Annotated in this window: 16 protein-coding genes and 2 pseudogenes; 12 read left to right on the top strand and 6 right to left on the bottom strand. The window is 70.0% G+C overall.

The window, feature by feature from the left end:
- The first annotated feature begins 132 nt into the window (after nucleotides 1-132).
- Together AAG689_RS08325 and AAG689_RS08320 are read left to right on the top strand one after the other, a co-directional pair.
- On the top strand, nucleotides 133-1,923 hold the full coding sequence (locus tag AAG689_RS08325; RefSeq protein ID WP_406626308.1) for an ABC transporter ATP-binding protein: 1,791 nt from the start codon (nucleotides 133-135) through the stop codon (nucleotides 1,921-1,923).
- 29 nt (nucleotides 1,924-1,952) lie between these two features.
- Nucleotides 1,953-3,281, top strand: a complete 1,329-nt coding sequence (locus AAG689_RS08320; protein WP_406625551.1) for a tetratricopeptide repeat protein — start codon at nucleotides 1,953-1,955, stop codon at nucleotides 3,279-3,281.
- 64 nt (nucleotides 3,282-3,345) lie between these two features.
- On the opposite strand, the pseudogene AAG689_RS08315 reads toward AAG689_RS08320, so the two are convergent.
- Nucleotides 3,346-4,852 (bottom strand): annotated as a pseudogene (locus AAG689_RS08315) (rhomboid family intramembrane serine protease).
- Nucleotides 4,853-4,919: 67 nt separating this feature from the next.
- Entirely contained in the window at nucleotides 4,920-6,347 is a 1,428-nt protein-coding gene (gene mdtD / locus AAG689_RS08310; protein ID WP_406625550.1) for a multidrug transporter subunit MdtD, read from the bottom strand.
- 279 nt (nucleotides 6,348-6,626) lie between these two features.
- Between mdtD and AAG689_RS08305 the strand changes: the two genes are divergently transcribed.
- Nucleotides 6,627-6,785, top strand: a complete 159-nt coding sequence (locus AAG689_RS08305) for a DUF3309 family protein (protein WP_406625549.1) — start codon at nucleotides 6,627-6,629, stop codon at nucleotides 6,783-6,785.
- An 18-nt stretch (nucleotides 6,786-6,803) separates the two neighbouring features.
- Here AAG689_RS08305 and AAG689_RS08300 read toward each other — a convergent pair whose 3' ends face one another.
- The 3 genes and pseudogenes from AAG689_RS08300 to AAG689_RS08290 all read right to left on the bottom strand — a co-directional run.
- A complete protein-coding gene (locus tag AAG689_RS08300) occupies nucleotides 6,804-7,067 on the bottom strand; it encodes a YdeI/OmpD-associated family protein (RefSeq protein ID WP_406625548.1) in 264 nt (87 codons plus the stop codon).
- A 41-nt stretch (nucleotides 7,068-7,108) separates the two neighbouring features.
- Nucleotides 7,109-7,513, bottom strand: coding sequence for a LysR substrate-binding domain-containing protein (locus AAG689_RS08295; protein ID WP_406625547.1), 405 nt, complete (start codon nucleotides 7,511-7,513; stop codon nucleotides 7,109-7,111).
- 89 nt (nucleotides 7,514-7,602) lie between these two features.
- Nucleotides 7,603-8,004, bottom strand: a pseudogene (locus AAG689_RS08290) (LysR family transcriptional regulator); the annotation flags it as partial.
- A gap of 108 nt (nucleotides 8,005-8,112) precedes the next feature.
- Here AAG689_RS08290 and AAG689_RS08285 point away from each other — a divergent pair.
- The 9 genes from AAG689_RS08285 (at nucleotide 8,113) to AAG689_RS08245 (ending at nucleotide 14,683) form a co-directional block, all read left to right on the top strand.
- Nucleotides 8,113-9,633, top strand: a complete 1,521-nt coding sequence (locus AAG689_RS08285) for a CoA-acylating methylmalonate-semialdehyde dehydrogenase (protein ID WP_406625546.1) — start codon at nucleotides 8,113-8,115, stop codon at nucleotides 9,631-9,633.
- Nucleotides 9,630-10,016: a lysozyme inhibitor LprI family protein gene (locus AAG689_RS08280; RefSeq protein WP_406625545.1), complete on the top strand. Its 387-nt coding sequence runs from the start codon at nucleotides 9,630-9,632 to the stop codon at nucleotides 10,014-10,016. The genes AAG689_RS08285 and AAG689_RS08280 overlap by 4 nt, the downstream gene beginning before the upstream one ends.
- Before the next feature lie 9 nt (nucleotides 10,017-10,025).
- Complete coding sequence (locus AAG689_RS08275) at nucleotides 10,026-11,192, top strand: acyl-CoA dehydrogenase family protein (RefSeq protein ID WP_406625544.1); 1,167 nt, start codon at nucleotides 10,026-10,028, stop codon at nucleotides 11,190-11,192.
- Nucleotides 11,193-11,197: 5 nt separating this feature from the next.
- Entirely contained in the window at nucleotides 11,198-11,572 is a 375-nt protein-coding gene (locus tag AAG689_RS08270; protein ID WP_406625543.1) for a TfoX/Sxy family protein, read from the top strand.
- Nucleotides 11,573-11,659: 87 nt separating this feature from the next.
- Complete coding sequence (mmsB, locus tag AAG689_RS08265) at nucleotides 11,660-12,547, top strand: 3-hydroxyisobutyrate dehydrogenase (protein ID WP_406625542.1); 888 nt, start codon at nucleotides 11,660-11,662, stop codon at nucleotides 12,545-12,547.
- Nucleotides 12,548-12,686: 139 nt separating this feature from the next.
- Nucleotides 12,687-13,238 (top strand): C40 family peptidase, encoded by a 552-nt coding sequence (locus AAG689_RS08260; RefSeq protein WP_034691228.1) that lies wholly within the window; start codon nucleotides 12,687-12,689, stop codon nucleotides 13,236-13,238.
- Nucleotides 13,239-13,379: 141 nt separating this feature from the next.
- Entirely contained in the window at nucleotides 13,380-13,631 is a 252-nt protein-coding gene (locus tag AAG689_RS08255; RefSeq protein ID WP_020229653.1) for a GlsB/YeaQ/YmgE family stress response membrane protein, read from the top strand.
- Between the two features lie 19 nt (nucleotides 13,632-13,650).
- Entirely contained in the window at nucleotides 13,651-14,166 is a 516-nt protein-coding gene (locus AAG689_RS08250) for a hypothetical protein (protein WP_020229654.1), read from the top strand.
- Nucleotides 14,167-14,197: 31 nt separating this feature from the next.
- Complete coding sequence (locus AAG689_RS08245) at nucleotides 14,198-14,683, top strand: EVE domain-containing protein (RefSeq protein WP_406625541.1); 486 nt, start codon at nucleotides 14,198-14,200, stop codon at nucleotides 14,681-14,683.
- A 48-nt stretch (nucleotides 14,684-14,731) separates the two neighbouring features.
- Here the strand turns inward: AAG689_RS08245 and AAG689_RS08240 are convergent, their stop codons facing one another.
- On the bottom strand, nucleotides 14,732-15,679 hold the full coding sequence (locus AAG689_RS08240) for a hydroxymethylglutaryl-CoA lyase (RefSeq protein ID WP_406625540.1): 948 nt from the start codon (nucleotides 15,677-15,679) through the stop codon (nucleotides 14,732-14,734).
- Nucleotides 15,680-15,779 lie beyond the last annotated feature (100 nt).

Below are 15,779 nucleotides of genomic sequence, written 5' to 3'. Positions count from 1 at the left end.
CCCCGATGCCCCCACGCCAACCCCTGCGCGCCCAGGTACTTACCATCGGCGGCACAAGGAGTTTTGTCCGTGCTATCTCGTTTCTTCGGTTTCTTCGAGGCGCAGGTGCCGCCCTATCCCGCGGCCGAACCCATGCCGCCGCCCAAGGGCTTCTTCGCCTTCCTGTGGGCGTGCACGCAGGGCATGCGCGGCTGGATCGCGCTGCTCACGGCGACGTCCGCGCTGCTGGCGCTCTACGAGGCGCTGCTGTTCGCCATCATGGGCCACGTGGTGGACTGGCTGGGCACCGTCTCGCCCGCGCAGTTCTGGCAGGAGCAGCGCGCCACCGCGCTGGGCATCGCGGCGGTGCTGCTGGCCAGCGGCGGCCTGCTGGCGCTGCACACCTCGGTCATGCACCAGGTGCTGGCCATCAACTTCCCGATGCGGCTGCGCTGGGTGTTCCACCGGCTGATGCTGGGCCAGAGCATGTCGTTCTACGCCGACGAGTTCGCCGGCCGCATCACCACCAAGATCATGCAGACCGCCCTGTCGGTGCGCGAAGTGGTGTTCCTGGTGGTGGACGTGCTGGTGGGCGTGAGCGTCTACATGATCGGCATCCTGGTGCTGGCGGCCAGCTTCGAGTGGCGGCTGATGCTGCCCTTCGCCCTGTGGCTGGCCGCCTACGTGGCGGCATGCTTCTACTTCGTGCCGCGCCTGGGCAAGATCGGCAAGGAGCAGGCCGACGCGCGTTCGATGATGACCGGCCGCGTGACCGACGCCTACACCAACATCGCCACCGTCAAGCTCTTCGCCCACACGCGCCGCGAGGCCGAATACGCGCGCAGCGCCATGGAGGCCTTCAAAAGCACCGGCTATGCGCAGATGCGGCTGGTGAGCCAGTTCGAGATTGCCAACCACCTGATGATCACGCTGCTGCTGCTGGGCAGCACGGGCACGGCGCTGTCCCTGTGGTCGCAGGGCCAGGCCAGCCCCGGCGTGGTGGCGGCGGTCACGGCCATGGCTCTGCGCCTGATGGGCTACTCGCACTGGGTGATGTGGCAGATGACGGGCCTGTTCGAGAACGTGGGCACGATCCAGGACGGCATCGTCACGCTGACCCGGCCGCGCACCATCGTGGATGCGCCCGATGCCCGGCCGCTGCAGGTGCCGCGCGGCGAAATCGCCTTCGAGGACGTGAGCTTCGCCTACAAGGACGGCGGGCGGCAGGTCATCGACCACCTGAACCTCACCATCCGCCCCGGCGAGCGCATCGGCCTCATCGGCCGCTCGGGCGCGGGCAAGTCCACGCTGGTGAACCTGCTGCTGCGCTTCCACGACGTGCAGGGCGGGCGCATCGCCATCGACGGGCAGGACATCCGCGGCGTGACGCAGGACAGCCTGCGCGGCAACATCGGCATGGTCACGCAGGACACGTCGCTGCTGCACCGCTCCATGCGCGACAACATCCTCTACGGCCGCCCCGACGCCACCGAGGAGCAGATGCGCGCCGCCGCACACAAGGCCGAGGCGGCGGACTTCATCGCCCAGCTCACCGACCTCAAGGGCCGCAGCGGCTACGACGCCCAGGTGGGCGAGCGCGGCGTGAAGCTTTCGGGCGGCCAGCGCCAGCGCGTGGCCATCGCGCGGGTGATGCTGAAGGACGCGCCCATCCTGCTGCTGGACGAAGCCACCAGCGCCCTGGACAGCGAGGTCGAGGCCGCCATCCAGCACAGCCTGGACAGCCTGATGCACGGCAAGACCGTGATCGCCATCGCCCACCGCCTGTCCACCATCGCCGCGATGGACCGACTGATCGTGCTCGACGACGGGCGCATCGCGGAGCAAGGCACGCACGCCGAGCTGCTGGCGCAGGGCGGCGTGTACGCGCGCCTGTGGGCGCACCAGAGCGGCGGGTTCATGGGCGGCGACCTGGATGAGGCATAGTCGCATGTCACAAACCGTTACCCCGACCCATGCCCTCCCCCCGTCCGGCCCCGCTCAACGACGACGACGAAGACTCCGCCCGCTGGGACATCCCGCCCTTCTGGCAGCGGCTCAATAGCTTCTTCCTCTTCCCGCTGCAGCTCGAGCCGCTGCTCTACGCCGCCCTGCTGGCCCTGGCCTGCCTGGCGCTGCTGCTGGGCGGGCTGTTCGCGCCCTTCGTCCTGCTGGGCCTGCTGCTGGCGGTAAGCCGCTATGCCTTCAAGGTGGCGGCGCTGGCCTCGGTGGGCGTGACCCATAGCGACGACTACCGCAGCGACCTGGTGCAGGACGAATGGAAGTGGCTGCCGTGGAAGCTCTTTGCCGTGATGGTCGTCCACGGCCTGGCGATCGGCTGGCTGGCGCACGTCAGCCTGCGCCTGGGCGTGCTGGGCAACGTGGTGTCTTCCCTGCTGCTGCCCGCCACGGTGATGGTGCTCATCAACACCTGCAGCCTGCGCGCGGCCATCAACCCGTTCGAGCTGCTGGGCACGATCACGGGCATCGGCAAGTCCTACCTGCTGCTGTGCTTCTTCCTGTTCCTGCTGATGCAGGGCATGCCGATGGCCGCCGGGCTGCTGGCGGCCATCGTGCCGCGTGCGGTGGTGGTGCCGGCTATCGGCTTCGCCGTCATCTACTTCACCTGGGTCATGGCCGCGATGATCGGCTACGTGATGTACCAGCACCACCGCGCGCTCGACATCAGCCCCGTGCGCGCGCCCGAAGGCGCCGCCGCGCCGGTGCAGGACCCTGCCGCGGCCGAGGCCAGGCGGCGCGACGCGCAGGTGCTGCAGTGGGTGCAGGCCGGCGACATGCACGAGGCCCTCACCACCGCCCGCGAATGGCTGCGCACCGGCGCCGACGACCTGGCCGACCACCGCCGCTACCACCGCGTGCTCAAGGTGGCCGAGCGGCCGGACGCGCTCGCCACCCATGCGCAGCAGTTCATCCCCGTGCTGCTGCGCCAGCAGCTCACGGGCGAGGCGCTGGAGGTCTGGACGTCCTGCTACAAGCGCGCGAAGGGCTTCCAGCTCGCCGCGCCCGACGCCACGCTGGCCCTGGCCCGGCACGCCTGGAAGGCCCAGCAGGCGCGCCACGTGCTGGCCTTGCTGCAGGGGTTCGAGAAGCAGTTCCCCGATGACGGGCGCGTCCCCGAGGCGCTGGAGCTGATCGTGCGCGCCCTGCAGCAGGGGTTGAACGACTCCGAGCGCGCCGTGCGCGTGTTCATGCGCATGAAGGGCCGCTACCCCGATCACCCCTGCACGCAGGAAGCCGCATGGGTGCTGCGCGAGCAGCTCGGCAGCACGGCCACAGCGGCCTGAACGCTAGGCGCTGCATGGGGTGCCTGGTCTGCGGATCAGGTCCATGCATGCGTTTCCCCTTTGTTCATTGCGCTGCGCGGCCTGCCAGCCACCGGGTCACCGCCTCCTGCGGCGCGTCGCGCTGCAGGGCCGGCAGCCAGGCCCGGGCCGACTCCATGCGACCCGCCTGCGCCAGCCCGTTGGCCAGCAGCGCCAGCGTGTCGGGCCACTGCGGGTGGCTGCGGTGCGGCTCCAGTGCGCGGCACAGGCGCTCGGCGTCCGCCAGCTCGCCCAGGCGCACGAAGCAGCGCACCAGGCCATGCATGGTGTCGGCGCTCATGCGCACGCCGGGGCGGGCCCGCTCGCGGTAGGTGACGAAGCTCGCGTGCTGCAGGCGGCGCTCGTCCTCGGTGCGCGCCGGCAGCTTGAAGATGAGGCGCGCGGCGGCGTGGAAGTCGTCGCTGCCGGGAGCGTGGCGGGCGCTGTCGAACCAGGCGCACAGCACCTTGCGCGTCCGTCGGCGCCAGGCGGGCCGCGCCGCGCCATGCAGGCGCCGCGCGCTCGAAGTCCAGCGCGTCGCTGTAGCGGCGGGCGCGGGCGATGGCCTCCTGCAGGGGCCGGACGGATGCGGCCTGCTGCGCCGGCGCCGCGCCTTGCGCCGGCACGTCCACGCGGCGCAGCCTCATGTAGAGCGCCATGGACAGCGCGCCCGTCAGCAGCCCGCCGAAGTGCGCCATGTAGGCCACGCCGCGCCCGCCCACGAAGTGCTGCACCAGCTCGAACGCCATCCACACCGGCAGCATGACCAGCGCGGGCCAGCGCGCGTAGTTGAAGTAGAAGAGCACCATGTAGAAGAAGCGGATGCGCCGCATGCGGTACATCACCGCGTACATGCCCATCAGCGCCGACACCGCGCCCGAGGCCCCCAGACCGTAGCCGCCCATGCCGGCGTAGAACGCCAGCGCGAAGAACGACGCCCCCACGCCCCCCAGCAGGTAGAAGCCCAGGTAGGCCCAGGCCCCCAGCGCCATCTCCAGCGTGAAGCCGAAGAGGAACAGGAACACCATGTTGCCGACCAGGTGCCCCGTGCTGCCGTGCAGGAAGGTGGACGTGAGCGCCTGCACGGGCTGCCACCCCGCGCCGCTTTCGTAGCTCATGGCCCAGCGCTGGGTGAACGGCGCGGGCTCCTGCGGCGCGAAGGCCTCGCGCGCAGCCTTCCAGCGCGGATAGGCCTCGTCGCCCGGGCGGATGACCTCCCCGGCCAGCAGGCGCTTGCGGAACGCGCCTTCGTCCCACATGAGGCGGTACAGCTCGGCATGGGCACCCTTGCGGTACAGGCCCTGCGCGGCCTCGGCGAATGCCCCGTCGCGCCGGTCGCCCCGGGCCCTGGCCTGCAGGTGCTCGACGAACGGCGGCAGCTCCAGCCGGGGCAGCGGCGTGGCGGCGTAGCGCGCCGCGGCGCGCTGCACGGCCGCCTGCTCTCCTTCCTGCCAGCCCCAGTAGATGAGGCACTGCACGGCGATGAGCAGCACCGTCATCCACGGCGGCGAGCGCCAGGTGGGCTTGTTCTCGAGCGGTATGGCGATGAACATCTGTTATGCGAAAAAAGGCTGTGGCGCCCGTCCATCAAGCGCTGGCAGCTACGCTAACCATAGCAGATCAGCTCTGCTCCTCAGGCCCCAGCGGGCGCGGGCGCGGCGGCTCGTGCGGCGGCAGCTGCAGGAACAGCGCCGTGGCCGCCAGCGTGAGCACGCCCATGCAGGCGAAGGTGGCGCGGAAAGCCCAGAGCGTCTCGCCCTGGCTGAAGTAGCCCTCGAAACTCGCCAGCACCGCGCCCGCCACCGCCACACCCATGCCCATGGCGAGCATCTGCACCATCGACAGCAGGCTGTTGCCGCTGCTGGCATGCACCGTGTCCAGGTCCTTGAGCGTGACCGTGTTCATGGCCGAGAACTGCATCGAGTTCACGCTGCCGAACAGCGCGAGCTGCAGCACCAGCAGCGGCAGTGGCTGCCCCGGCGTGAGGAAGGCGAAGCTGGCGATCAGCAGCGCCAGCATGCAGGTGTTGGCCACGAGCACCTCGCGGTAGCCGTGGCGCCGCACCAGGCGCGTGACCAGCGGCTTGACCGCCATGCTGCCCAGCACCGTGGGCAGCATCATCAGCCCGGCCTGCAGGGGCGCGAAGCCCAGGCTCACCTGCAGCACCAGCGGGATCATGAACGGCATGCACGAGCTGCCCAGCCGCGAGAACAGGTTGCCCAGCAGCCCCACGCGCAGCGTGCGCACGGTGAACAGCCCCGGCGCGAACAGCGGGTTGCCGCTGCGCAAAGCATGCAGCCAGTAGGCCGCCAGGCTGGCCAGGCCGAACACCAGCATGACCAGCGCCGACGCGCCGCGCACGCCGCCCCCGGCCATGCCCTCCACGGCCAGCGACACCGCCGCCATGCCGAAGGCCAGCAGGCCGTAGCCCACCGCGTCGAACGCGCGCACGGCCAGCGCGTCGCCCCCGGCCATGAAACGGCGCGCGGCCACGAACCCCACCACGCCCACGGGCACGTTCACCCAGAAGATCCAGTGCCAGGACGCGTACTCCACCATCCACCCGCCCAGCGTGGGCCCGATCAGCGGCCCCACCAGCCCCGGGATGGCCACGAAGCTCATGGCCCGGATGAACTCGTCGCGCGGGAACGCCCGCAGCACCGCCAGCCGCCCCACCGGCAGCAGCAGCGCCCCGCCCAGGCCCTGCACCACGCGCGCGCCCACCAGCAGCGGCAGCGTGGGCGAGAGCGCGCACAGCACCGACCCGAGCACGAACAGCGCGATGGCCGACATGAACACCCGCCGCGTGCCGAAGCGGTCCGCCAGCCAGCCCGAAGCCGGGATCAGCACCGCCATGGCCAGCGAATACGCCACGATGACCGAATGCATCTGCAGCGGGCTTTCCTGCAGGTCGCGCGCCATGGCGGGCAGCGCGGTGTTGACGATGGTCGCGTCCAGCGTCTGCATGAAGAAGCCCAGCGCCACCAGCCAGAGCAGCGCGCGGCGTGGCGGGGCGGAAGACGGGGAGGAAGGCGGCGGCATGGACATGGGCGGGCAAGCGGGTAGCGCCCGAGTGTGCCACCGCGCCGCACCCCGCGCAGTTCATGGCGAAAATGCCTTGCAGCGCCCGTCCAACAAGCGCAGGCAGCTATGAAAACAAAAGCGCTTTACCCGCATGCGCACCCGTCCCGCCCCATGCGCCGGCCGCGCCCACAGGCCGCGTCGGAAAACCCTGACGCGGCCATGCGCCGCCTGCCGTCCTGCGCGTGCGGGTGGCCTGCGAAGAATGCAAGACATCGTCAACACCGCCTCTTGGAGGGAACCGCCATGTCGATCTCGCTTCTCCTGCTGATCATCCTGATCCTTATCCTGGTCGGCGCCCTGCCCACCTGGGGCTACAGCCGCAACTGGGGCTATGGACCGTCGGGCGGCCTGGGGCTGGTGGTGGTCATCCTGCTGATCCTGCTGTTGATGGGACGGATATGAGCGCAGGCCGCCGGGCCTTCAGCCCTGCGGCCGCTTGCCAGGCGACCAGGCCATGTTCATGTAGGCCGTTCCGCCGCGCAGTTCGTCCAGCATCTGCCGCAGGCGCTTGTGCCGGGTGGCTTCCAGCTTGGCGCGCGAGATCCAGCCCAGGTAGTCGTTGCGCTGGTAGGGCGGGCGGGCCTCGTAGGCCGGCATCAGCCCCTCGCCGTCCAGCGCCTCCCGCACGAACGGGGGCATCGGGTTCCTCGCCCGCTTGAGGGTGGATTGCTTCGCAGCAGCCATGCATGTCTCCTTTGCAGTGGGGCGCGCCATCATAAAAAGCCTCACGCCGGCATCAACCGCTGCGCCTCCCGCTGCCCCACCTCCTTCAGAAACCCCCACACCGCCTGCGTGCGCGCGAGGTGCTTGGCCTCGGCGGGCATGCTCATCCAGAAGGTGCGGGTGAAGCGCGCCTCCTGCGGCAGCACGCGCGCCAGGATGGGGTCGCGGTCGGCCAGGAAGGCGGGCAGCACAGCCAGGCCCGCGCCGGCGCGCACGGCCTCGTACTGCGCGGTGATGCTGGTGCTGCGCAGCGCGAAGCGCTCGGGCTGGTGCAGCTGGTCGAGAAACTGCAGCTCTTTGGTGAACAGCAGGTCGTCCACGTAGCTGATGAAGGCATGGTGGCGCAGGTCCTCGGGCCGCGCCACCAGGGGAGGCGCGCCAGGTATTCGCGCTGGCCGTACAGGCACAGCCGGTAGTCGGCCAGCCGGGTGACGATGACGGAGCCGCGCTTGGGCCGCTCCAGCGAGATGACGATGTCCGCCTCGCGCCGCGACAGGTGCAGCATGCGCGGCACGGCCAGCAGGTCGATGGACAGCTGCGGATGCTGCTGCGTGAGGCGCGCCAGGTGGGGCGCCAGGATCAGCGTGCCGAAGCCCTCGGTGGCACCCACGCGCACCAGGCCAGAGGGGCCGCTGCTGGCCGCGTTGGCGGGTGCGGCGCGCTCCACGCCGAGCACGGCGGTCTCCATGGCCTCCACGGCGGGCAGCAGGTGGCGGCCGGCTTCGGTGAGCCGGTGGCCCGCCGCCTCGCGCGCGAACAGGGGCGCGCCCATCTGCTTTTCCAGCGCCTGGATGCGGCGCGCCACGGTCGTGTGCTCCACGCCCGTGCGGCGCGCGGCGGCGGCCAGGGTGCCGGTGCGGGCCAGTTCGAGGAAGTAGCGCAGGTTGTCCCAATCCATGGCGAATGTGCAATTTTGCAAAGCTGGAGTGCGCGATTGTCTATTGCATGAAGAATTTCGCACACATACGATGGCTATATTCATTCCACTTCTCCAGGAGACAGACCCATGGACGCTTCCACCACCGCCGTGCAGGCCCCCACCGTCAAGCTGCTGATCGGCGGCAAGCTGGTCGAATCGAAGACCACGCAATGGCGCAACGTGGTCAACCCCGCCACGCAGGAGGTGCTGGCACGCGTGCCGTTCGCCACGCCCGACGAGATCGACGCCGCCGTCGCCTCGGCCAAGGAAGCCTTCAAGACCTGGAAGAAGACGCCCATCGGCGCGCGCGCCCGCATCTTCCTGAAGCTGCAGCAGCTCATCCGCGAGAACATGAAGGAGCTGGCCGCGCTGCTGACGGCCGAACAGGGCAAGACCCTGCCCGACGCCGAGGGCGACGTGTTCCGCGGCCTGGAGGTGGTGGAGCACGCCAGCGCCATCGGCAACCTGCAGCTCGGCGAGCTGGCGAACAACGTCGCCAACGGCGTGGACACCTACACCGTGCTGCAGCCGCTGGGCGTGTGCGCGGGCATCACGCCGTTCAACTTCCCGGCCATGATCCCGCTGTGGATGTTCCCGATGGCCATCGCCACGGGCAATACCTTCGTGCTCAAGCCTTCCGAGCAAGACCCCATGGTGACGATGCGCCTCGCCGAGCTGGCGCTCGAAGCCGGCATTCCCCCCGGCGTGCTCAACGTGATCCATGGCGGCGAGGACGCGGTGAACGCCATCTGCGACCACCCGGACATCAAGGCGATCAGCTTCGTGGGCTCCACCAAGGTCGGCACCCATGTGTACAACCGCGCCAGCCTCGCCGGCAAGCGCGTGCAATGCATGATGGGCGCGAAGAACCACGCCATCGTGATGCCCGACGCGAACAAGGAGCAGACCCTCAACGCTCTGGCAGGCGCGGCCTTCGGCGCGGCGGGCCAGCGCTGCATGGCGCTGTCGGTGGCGGTGCTGGTGGGCGAGGCGCAGAAGTGGATTCCCGAGCTGGTCGAGAAGGCCAAGACGCTCAAGGTGAGCGGCGGCACCGAGGCCGGCACCGACGTGGGCCCGCTGGTGAGCTGCGCCGCGCTCTCGCGCGTGGAAGGGCTGATCGAGCGCGGCATCGCCGACGGCGCCACGCTGGAGCTGGACGGCCGCAAGCCGCAGGTGGCGGGCTACGAGAAGGGCAACTTCGTCGGCCCCACGGTGTTCTCTGGCGTGAAGGCCGGCATGAGCATCTACGAGCAGGAAATCTTCGGCCCCGTGCTGTGCCTGGTGGCCGCCGACGACATCGACGCGGCCATCGAGTTCATCAACGCCAACCCCAACGGCAACGGCACCGCCATCTTCACGCAGTCGGGCGCGGCGGCGCGCAGGTTCCAGGAAGACATCGACGTGGGCCAGGTGGGCATCAACGTGCCGATCCCCGTGCCCGTGCCGCTGTTCTCGTTCACCGGCAGCCGCGCCTCCAAGCTCGGCGACCTGGGCCCCTACGGCAAGCAGGTGGTGATGTTCTACACGCAGACCAAGACCGTCACCGCGCGCTGGTTCGACGACAGCACCACCGGCCACGGCGTGAACACCACCATCAGCCTGAAGTGACCGGCACGCGCGCGGCCCTCGTCCTTGCCCTGCTGTGCCTCGGCGGCCCCGCCGCCTGGGCGCAGGCGGGCAGCGCCTGCCGCCCCGGCGGCACGGTGGAGGAGACGAGCGCCTGCGCCGTGCAAAGCTACCAGCAGGCCGACACGGCCATCCAGATCCTGTACGGCGACGTGATGCGCGCGCTCTCCGCCCACGAGCGCCCCGCCCTGCGCCAGGACCACGCGGCCTGGCAGCGCGAGCGCATCACGCACTGCAAGCAGGCGCAGCGCGCGGCGGAATCGCGCCCCGAATGGCCGCGCCTGTACCACGAGTGCCTGACGGCGCAGACCGAGGCGCGGCGCGCGGCGCTGGCGCACTGGCTGCACCACGGAGAAAAACCATAAGGAGACACCATGGACTTTGAACTCAGCGAAGACCAGCGCGCCTTTGCCGACACCGCCCGCCAGTTCGCGCAGGCCGAGCTGGCGCCGCATGCCGCGCAGTGGGACGCCGAGGCCATCTTTCCGCGCGAAGCCATTGCCAAGGCGGGCGAACTGGGCTTTTGCGGCCTCTACGCGCCCGAGAGCATCGGCGGCCTCGCCCTGCCCCGGCTCGACGCCACGCTGGTATTCGAGGAACTGGCCGCCGTCGATCCCAGCACCACGGCTTTCATCACCATCCACAACATGGCGACGTGGATGCTGGGCACCTGGGGCCAGGACGAAGTGCGCGCCACATGGGGCGAGGCACTCACCAGCGGGCAAAAATTAGCCAGCTACTGCCTGACCGAACCCGGCAGCGGCTCGGACGCCGCTTCCATCAAAACCCGCGCGGAATTGGTGGGCGGCGAATACGTCATCAACGGCGGCAAGGCCTTCATCAGCGGCGCGGGCGCGACCGACGTGCTGGTGCTCATGGCCCGCACGGGCGACGGCCAATCGGGCGCGGCCGGCATCAGCGCCTTCGCCGTGCCCGCCGACGCGGCGGGCATCCACTACGGAAAGAAGGAAGAAAAGATGGGCTGGAACAGCCAGCCCACGCGCCAGATCAGCTTCGACAACGTGCGCATCCCCGCGAATCACCTGCTGGGCCGCGAGGGCGAGGGTTTCAAGATAGCGATGAAGGGGCTGGACGGCGGGCGCATCAACATCGCCACCTGTTCCGTGGGCGCAGCCCAGGGCGCGCTGGGCCATGCACAGCGCTACATGCAGGAGCGCAAGCAGTTCGGCAAGCCGATCGCGAGCTTCCAGGCGCTGCAGTTCAAGCTGGCCGACATGGCGACCGAACTCGTCGCCGCGCGCCAGATGGTGCGCCTGGCCGCAGCCAAGCTCGACGCGGGCGCGCGCGACGCCTCCACCTATTGCGCGATGGCCAAGCGCTTCGCCACCGATGCGGGATTCAACATCGTCAACGAAGCGCTGCAGTTGCACGGCGGCTACGGCTACATCCGCGAATACCCGCTGGAGCGGCTGCTGCGCGACGCGCGCGTGCACCAGATCCTCGAAGGCACGAACGAGATCATGCGCGTCATCATCGGCCGGCGCATGCTGGACGGCGATGCGCCGGACGTGATTCGCTAGGCCCCATGCCCGCGCGCCCCATCGCTCCGGAAACCCTGCGCCTCATCGGCGCGGTGCAGGACGCGCTGGCCGAGCGCCTGGGCGCGCACGCCACGGTGGAAGAGCGCACGCTGTTCGGCTGCCACGCCTTCATGGTGGACGGCAAGCTGTGCCTGGCCGTCAAGGGCGAAGACCTGCTGGTGCGCCTGCCTCCGCAGGATCACGCCGCCACCGCCGAGCAGCCCGCGGTGCGCGAGCTGGATTCGCGCGGCGGCATGCCGGGTTACTTCTGGGTCGAACCCGCCGGCTACGCCACGCGCGCGCAATGGGTGCACTGGGTGGACGCCGCCATCGCCTACAACCCGCAGGCCAAGGCATCCCCCCGCAGGCGCAAGAAATGATTTCAAGCCTTCTCAGGCTCTAGCGCTTGATGCACAAGCGCAAGCAGCTATCAAAACCATAGTTTTCACACCACCAGGAGACACACCATGCAGATCGCATTCATCGGCCTCGGCAATATGGGCGGCCCCATGGCCATCAACCTCATCAAGGCCGGCCACAGCGTCAAGGCCTTCGACCTGAGCCAGGACGCCCTGGCAAAGGTCCAGGCCGAAGGCGGCCAGGCGGCGGCCAGCGCGCAGGAGGCCGTGCAGGGCGCCGAGGCGGTCGTCACCATGCTGCCCGCGAGCCAGCATGTGGAGGGGCTGTTCCTCGGCAGCGGCAACCTGCTGGCCAGCATCGCCAAGGGCACGCTGGTGATCGACAGCTCCACGATCGCCGCGGCCGCCAGCCAGAAGGTCGCCAAGGCGGCCGAGGCGGCGGGCATCGACTTCATCGACGCGCCGGTCTCCGGCGGCACCGGCGGCGCCATCGCCGGCACGCTCACCTTCATGGTCGGCGGCAGCGACGCGGCCCTGGAGCGCGCCCGACCCCTGCTGGAAAAGATGGGCAAGAACATCTTCCACGCCGGCGGCGTGGGCGCGGGCCAGACCGCCAAGATCTGCAACAACATGCTGCTGGGCATCCTGATGATCGGCACCAGCGAGGCCATCGCCCTGGGCGTGGCCAACGGGCTCGACCCCAAGGTGCTCTCGGAAATCATGCGCCGCAGCTCCGGCGGCAACTGGGCGCTGGAGGTCTACAACCCCTACCCCGGCGTGCAGGAGGCCAGCGCCGCCACGCGCGGCTACACCGGCGGCTTCGGCACCGACCTGATGCTCAAGGACCTGGGCCTGGCGCAGGAGAACGCGATGACCGTGAAGGCCAGCACCCCGCTGGGCGGCATGGCGCGTGCGATCTACGCCGCGCACAGCATCGCGGGCCACGGGGGCGAAGACTTCTCCAGCGTCATCAAGATGCTGCAGAAGAAGGGCTGACGCCGGGCGGCACCCGGCCGCCCCGGGCCGCAAGAGGCTGCCTATCGGCCTCGGCGGCCCCATGAAATCGGCCAAAATCAAAGGCTTGCAACATTTTGGGGGTGAGAAAAAGCCCCGACCCGTGTTACCCTCGCGCCCCATGTCCCGTTGGTTGTGCCTCCTGTTACTCCTTTGCGCAAATGCTTACGCCGCTCCCGCCGATGAGATGGACGGTGCGCGCACGGAACGCAACCTGATCGCCCACCTGCAGGAAGTGCGCCACGACGTGGCGGACCGCACCTCCGAGCTGGTCACCACCGCCATGGGCTTCATCGGTGTGCCCTACCGCCGGGGCGGCAACAGCGCCGAGACGGGCTTCGACTGCAGCGGCCTCGTACGCACCATCTACGAGCAGGCCAAGGGCCTGGTGCTGCCACGCCGGGCCAACGAGCAGGCCGCCGCCACCGAGACCATCGAGAAGAAGGACCTGCAGCCCGGCGACCTGGTGTTCTTCAACACCATGCGCCGCGCCTTCAGCCACGTAGGCATCTACCTGGGCGACGGCAAGTTCATCCACGCCCCCCGCTCGGGCGCGCAGGTGCGCGTGGAGGACATGCGCACTTCCTACTGGCAGCGCCGCTTCAACGGCGCGCGCCGCGTTGCGCTGGACGAAGCCGACGAGACCCTGGCCGCCGCGACGCGCCAGCCCTGAGCGTCCGCTCCCGCCCCCTCCATTGAAGATCGTTGACAGTTGGCAAGGGCCGCGCCCCCTTGTCCGACACGCGCATGCCTGCGCGCGGCCTTAGAGTGTGGCGACTCTCCAATCCTCACAACTGCGAAGGCGTTTTCCATCATGATGACTTTTCTCGGCACCGTACTGGTCGGCTTCATCGTGGGCCTGCTGGCCCGCGCCCTCAAGCCCGGCGACGACAAGCTCGGCTGGTTCATGACCACCCTGCTGGGCATTGCCGGCTCGTTCATCGCCACCTACATCGGCATCGCCATGAACTGGTACGCGCAGGGGGAAGCCGCGGGCTGGATCGCCTCGGTGATCGGCGCCATCGTGCTCCTGGTGCTGTACGACCTGGTGCGCCGCAAGTCCTGACCCGCTGATCCGTCACGCCATGGCCCTGCGCCGCACTCCCAGCGCCCACGCCCTGGCCGGCGACGACCCGGCGCTGCTGGCCGCGGTGCAGCGCAGCCGCCGGCTGCTGCACCGGCGCGCGCTGGTGGCCGCCGCCGCGGGCGTGGTGCCCGTGCCGGGGCTGGACTGGGCGGTGGATGCCGCCCTGCTCTCGCGGCTGATCCCGCTGGTGAATGCCGAATTCGGCCTCACCCCGGCGCAGCTCGATCTGCTCGCACCCGAAAAGCGCGAGCAGGTGCAGAAGGCGGTGGCCATGGTGGGCTCGGTGCTCATCGGCAAGTTCGTCACGCGCGAGCTGGTGCTGCGCGCCACGCAGGCCGTGGGCCTGCGCCTGTCGGCCCGGCAGGCCGCCAAATTCGTGCCCCTGGCAGGCCAGGCCGCGGCCGCCGCGCTGGGCTACGCCACGCTGCGCTACCTGGGCGAGCAGCACCTGCGCGACTGCGTGCGCGTGGTGCAGCAGGCACAGCTGCCGCTGCCGCCGCCCCAGGCGGCCTGACGCCTGCGCAGCGTTTTGCCAGAATGCGGCCATGACCGCTCCTGCTCCCCATGCACCGCGCTACTGGCTCATGAAGTCCGAGCCCGACGAATGCTCCATCGACGATGCCCTGGCCGCGCCCGGCGCCACCGTGCCCTGGACCGGCGTGCGCAACTACCAGGCGCGCAACTTCATGCGCGACGCGATGCAGGTGGGCGACGGCGTGCTTTTCTACCATTCGAGCTGCCCCGAGCCCGGCATCGCCGGCATCGCGCGCGTGGCCTCCGGCACGCGGCCGGACCCGACGCAGTTCGACCCCGGCTCGCCCTACCACGACCCCAAGTCCTCCCCTGGCCAGCCGCGCTGGCTGCTGCTGGACGTGCAGGCCCTGCGCAAGACGCGCCTGATCGGCCTGCCGGAGCTGCGTGCCACCCCCGCGCTGGCGGACATGCGCGTGCTGCAGCGGGGCAACCGGCTGTCCATCACGCCGGTGGAGCCGCACGAGTGGGAAGCGGTGCTGGCGCTATCCAATAGATAGCGCCTTGCGCTTGCTGGGCAAGCGCTGAAGGGCTTTTGGCCTGAAATCCTAACCCTGTGCCGCGTGCTGCTCGTCCAGCGCATGCAGGCGCAGGCGCGGGCCGGCGCGCATGACCTGCCCCGGCAGGTCGCGCCCCAGCACGCGCTGCAGGTCGTGCGCCACCGCGACCAGGCGCTCCAGGTCGATGCCGGTGTCTATGCCCAGCTCGTGCATCAGGTGCACCGTGTCCTCGGTGCAGATGTTGCCGGTGGCGCCCGGCGCGAACGGGCAGCCGCCGATGCCGCCCAGCGACGATTCGTAGTGCTCCACGCCGTGCGCCAGCCCCTCCATCACGTTGGCCAGGCCGAGCCCGCGCGTGTTGTGGAAGTGCAGCGCGATGGGCAGGTGCGGCAGATGCTCGCGCAGCGCCTGCACCGTGCATGCCACGAGCGGCGGCGTAGCCATGCCGGTGGTGTCGCCCAGCGTCAGGCCGGCGAAGCCCAGGTCGGCGAAGGTGCGGGCGATGGCCAGCACCTGCTGCACGGGCACGTCGCCCTCGAACGGGCAGCCGAAGGCGCAGGCAATCGCCCCCTTGAGCCGGATGGGCGCCCCCAGCGTGGCGGCAGCGATCTCGCGGATGTCCTGCAGCGAGCGCTCCACGCTGCGGTTCAGGTTCTTCTGGTTGTGGCTCTCGGAGGCCGAGACGAACACCACGGCTTCGTCCGCACCCGCGTCCAGCGCGCGCTCCACGCCGCGCCGGTTGGGCGCGAGCACGGCCAGCACCACGCCGGGGCGCCGGCGCACGGCGGCCAGCAGCTCGGCCGCGTCGCGCAGCTGCGGCACGGCGCGCGGCGAGACGAAGGAGGTGGCCTCGAAATGGCGCACGCCCGCGTCCATCAGCGCCTCCAGCAGCCGCAGCTTGGTGGCGGTGGGGATGAATTCGCTCTCCATCTGCAGCCCGTCGCGCAGGCCGACTTCGGTGATGGAGACCCGGGGAGGATAGGTGCGCGCCGTCATGCCTGCAGCATAGGACGCGGCACGCGGGCCCCCGCTCTCCATTCTTCGCGCCGCCATCGCGCTTCGCGACGCGCACGCGCGCAAACGCGACGCGCCGGGG

This window comes from Acidovorax sp. SDU_ACID1 (assembly GCF_045291395.1).
GTDB lineage: Bacteria > Pseudomonadota > Gammaproteobacteria > Burkholderiales > Burkholderiaceae_C > MR-S7.
Note: the sequence above shows the minus strand (reverse complement) of the source record. Positions and strands in the feature narration are given on the sequence as shown.

Coding starts and splice junctions, on each gene's coding strand:
- AAG689_RS08325 (WP_406626308.1), top strand. CDS start 133: ATGCCGCCGCCCAAGGGCTTCTTCGCCTTCCTGTGGGCGTGCACGCAG.
- AAG689_RS08320 (WP_406625551.1), top strand. CDS start 1,953: ATGCCCTCCCCCCGTCCGGCCCCGCTCAACGACGACGACGAAGACTCC.
- mdtD (WP_406625550.1), bottom strand. CDS start 6,347: ATGTCCATGCCGCCGCCTTCCTCCCCGTCTTCCGCCCCGCCACGCCGC.
- AAG689_RS08305 (WP_406625549.1), top strand. CDS start 6,627: ATGTCGATCTCGCTTCTCCTGCTGATCATCCTGATCCTTATCCTGGTC.
- AAG689_RS08300 (WP_406625548.1), bottom strand. CDS start 7,067: ATGGCTGCTGCGAAGCAATCCACCCTCAAGCGGGCGAGGAACCCGATG.
- AAG689_RS08285 (WP_406625546.1), top strand. CDS start 8,113: ATGGACGCTTCCACCACCGCCGTGCAGGCCCCCACCGTCAAGCTGCTG.
- AAG689_RS08275 (WP_406625544.1), top strand. CDS start 10,026: ATGGACTTTGAACTCAGCGAAGACCAGCGCGCCTTTGCCGACACCGCC.
- AAG689_RS08270 (WP_406625543.1), top strand. CDS start 11,198: ATGCCCGCGCGCCCCATCGCTCCGGAAACCCTGCGCCTCATCGGCGCG.
- mmsB (WP_406625542.1), top strand. CDS start 11,660: ATGCAGATCGCATTCATCGGCCTCGGCAATATGGGCGGCCCCATGGCC.
- AAG689_RS08260 (WP_034691228.1), top strand. CDS start 12,687: ATGTCCCGTTGGTTGTGCCTCCTGTTACTCCTTTGCGCAAATGCTTAC.
- AAG689_RS08255 (WP_020229653.1), top strand. CDS start 13,380: ATGATGACTTTTCTCGGCACCGTACTGGTCGGCTTCATCGTGGGCCTG.
- AAG689_RS08250 (WP_020229654.1), top strand. CDS start 13,651: ATGGCCCTGCGCCGCACTCCCAGCGCCCACGCCCTGGCCGGCGACGAC.
- AAG689_RS08245 (WP_406625541.1), top strand. CDS start 14,198: ATGACCGCTCCTGCTCCCCATGCACCGCGCTACTGGCTCATGAAGTCC.
- AAG689_RS08240 (WP_406625540.1), bottom strand. CDS start 15,679: ATGACGGCGCGCACCTATCCTCCCCGGGTCTCCATCACCGAAGTCGGC.